Source organism: Pedobacter sp., assembly GCF_035317785.1.
Classification (GTDB): domain Bacteria; phylum Bacteroidota; class Bacteroidia; order Sphingobacteriales; family Sphingobacteriaceae; genus Pedobacter.
Window position 1 is genome coordinate 1 of the sequence record NZ_DATHGC010000347.1, and the last position, 2,481, is coordinate 2,481.

General features: G+C 39.9%; 2 protein-coding genes and 1 pseudogene. 1 reads left to right on the forward strand and 2 read right to left on the reverse strand.

All coding sequences use genetic code 11. The annotated features are described in order from the left end of the window. Nucleotides 1-767 (reverse strand): annotated as a pseudogene (locus VK541_RS21785) (hypothetical protein); the annotation flags it as partial. A 2-nt stretch (nt 768-769) separates the two neighbouring features. Further along, the gene (locus VK541_RS21790; RefSeq protein WP_324372630.1) at nt 770-1,126 is read right to left on the reverse strand and encodes a hypothetical protein; all 357 of its coding nucleotides are present in this window, start codon (nt 1,124-1,126) and stop codon (nt 770-772) included. Between the two features lie 221 nt (nt 1,127-1,347). Between VK541_RS21790 and VK541_RS21795 the strand changes: the two genes are divergently transcribed. Continuing rightward, entirely contained in the window at nt 1,348-2,400 is a 1,053-nt protein-coding gene (locus tag VK541_RS21795) for a DUF5694 domain-containing protein (protein ID WP_324372632.1), read from the forward strand. Nucleotides 2,401-2,481 lie beyond the last annotated feature (81 nt).

A 2,481-nucleotide genomic window follows, 5' to 3' on the forward strand; every position in this document is an offset into this window, starting at 1 on the left:
GTAGCGGCCAGGTCAAGGGCCAGATCTTTGCGGATCTTTTTTACATACCTTTTCAACAGGAACCGGTCTTCAGCTTCAATGACCACTCCATGGATAAAACCAAATGAGCCCAGGGATACCAGCGCGGCATTAAACATGCCATCATCTCTGATGATTCTGGATTGGATTATTCCGGCAAATGCATCGGACAGAGCTGGTTTTGATGCCCGCTCCAGGTATACGCGATCTTCCGGATCAGGCCCGGTAATGATGCTCAGCCCAACCACGTAATCCTGGACTGATCCTATATCCAGCGCTGAGCCATGTACACCAGTGGAAACACAGCCGGCTATGGTCTGACCATTACTTGCCCCCGTGGTTTTCATGGATTTACCGAAATCATTTAAGAAGTTGTGGATTTCCTTGATTACGTTTCCGCATTGAATAAAAAAGAGATTATCGTGGAGGAAGTCCGTATCAGGATGAAGCTGACTGGCTTCGATTTTTATTTTCAGGTTCATTAAGGGGTTCACTTGGATATTGTCCTTTTGATGAGCAATGTGGGACATGGACCACCTGGACCCGATCGCCCGGAAGCCTTCGCCTTTACTGATTGCATCTGCAAAGAGTCTTTGCATTTCCCCCGCTGCATCATTGTAGCGTTCTAACTGCAAAGGCATACCGGCTTTTTTAGCGAGCTCGGTATTGTGCATGAAGCGGGTAGGCCAGGGTCCGTTCTCATGCAGCGTATTCCATGATCCGATTGTGGTTGTGGTGGTTTTTGCCATGGCTAGTTGTCTTCTTTTAAACGAACATATATTACTTTAACTTTTCTTACGCGGCCAAGGGTAATGCCGCTCAGCAGCACATGGCCCAGGGTAACACGGTATTCAAGCGCATAAAACCCGGTGGGACCACAATCCCTGATTAATTCAAAAGACCCTTTGGTTATTCCAAGCTTAATGGTGGTGTCGATCGTATTTGTTTTTTTGTTCTTGTAAAAATCCTGTGAATCGTTACTGTAGTCTGGTTCAGCAACACCATCCCTGCTAATCAGACGAACCGAATAACAGGAGCTCATTCCTATTGTAATCATACTGATCAGCAATAGTGATCTTAGGCGGCTTAATGGGATTGTTGTTTTCATTGCGTTAATCATTATATATCAGTATGTTAAACTAAAAGTAAATAAAATTTTAGCAATAATGAATCTTTAAGATGCCGGGCCGGTTATGACCGGAGAATATTTATTTGGCATAGTTCAGGAGATGATTAATAGGTAATGGCCAATTGCGTATATTTGAGTGTGTTGGCGATATATATTATATTCGAACCGAAAAATACCTGTAAGACAACGCAGACAAAAACATGAAATATTCTATTTTTCTTATCCTTTTTGTATCGATTAACGGTTATGCTCAACAAGTAGACATCCTGCTGATAGGTGTTTCGCATAATTATAGTAACTATCCACAACAAGACCTTTCAGGTATTTATAATAAAATCAAAAGATTTGAACCGACTGCATTTTTTGGAGAATTTTTGAGTAAGGAAGATGAACGGCTTGTTATGGATTATTGGTGTAAACAGGATAATATTAAGCGCCTGGAAATACTTAGAAAAAATCGAAATATAGCAACGGAGGCACTTCCAAAGACGATTGACAGTCTAAGGAAATTATCATTACTAAATCCAAAAGACTATCGGATAAAAACTGAATTGGCCCATGCTTATTATCTTAATCAAGATGTTGCAAATGGTCATTATCAATTTTGGCAAGTTTTCAGCAATCTCTGGAAAACACCGGATACTGAACTTGAAAACTACGTCAATAAATTACTTAGTCCCCAGATGGACACCACGGGACGAAGTATGAAAAGGCTGAAAACCTCGGAATATGCACTTATTGCATTTCCAATGATGCTGGAAATGAAAATTCAAGAATTACTTTCTATGGATTGCCAGGATTATGATTTGAATTGGGTAGCATCTTCGATTGCGTTCAATAATAAATTTCAACCATTCAAAAAAGACACAGTTACATCTTATGCAAATGAATTAAAAACAATACTAGCTAAAAGGGATAAAGGGTTTGAAAAAGATGCAGGTATCGAAAAAAATTCAAAAACCGTAACTGAATGGTTTAACACTGACGAAGCGTCTGCCATTTTTGCCTCGGGGGATTTTTATTTTCCAGAGATGTATGATATAAAAAACTTCCCCAAGGAAGAAATGCTTTCACAAATACATTGGTGGCTAATGAGAAATAAAGGAATGTGCGACAATGTTGTAAATCGGGCCAGAGCATTAGGTTTGAACAAAGTAGTTGTTCTTGCCGGGGCTAATCATAGGAAGTATATGCAGGATATATTCAAAACAATGCCGAATGTAACGGCAAGAAATATCAATGAAATTGAATAGCAGAAATTTATTTGCTGATGCAATTGATAGAAGAAGGAGCAGGCGGTGCCAGTCTTTCCTTCCGTTTATCGCTTAAATATT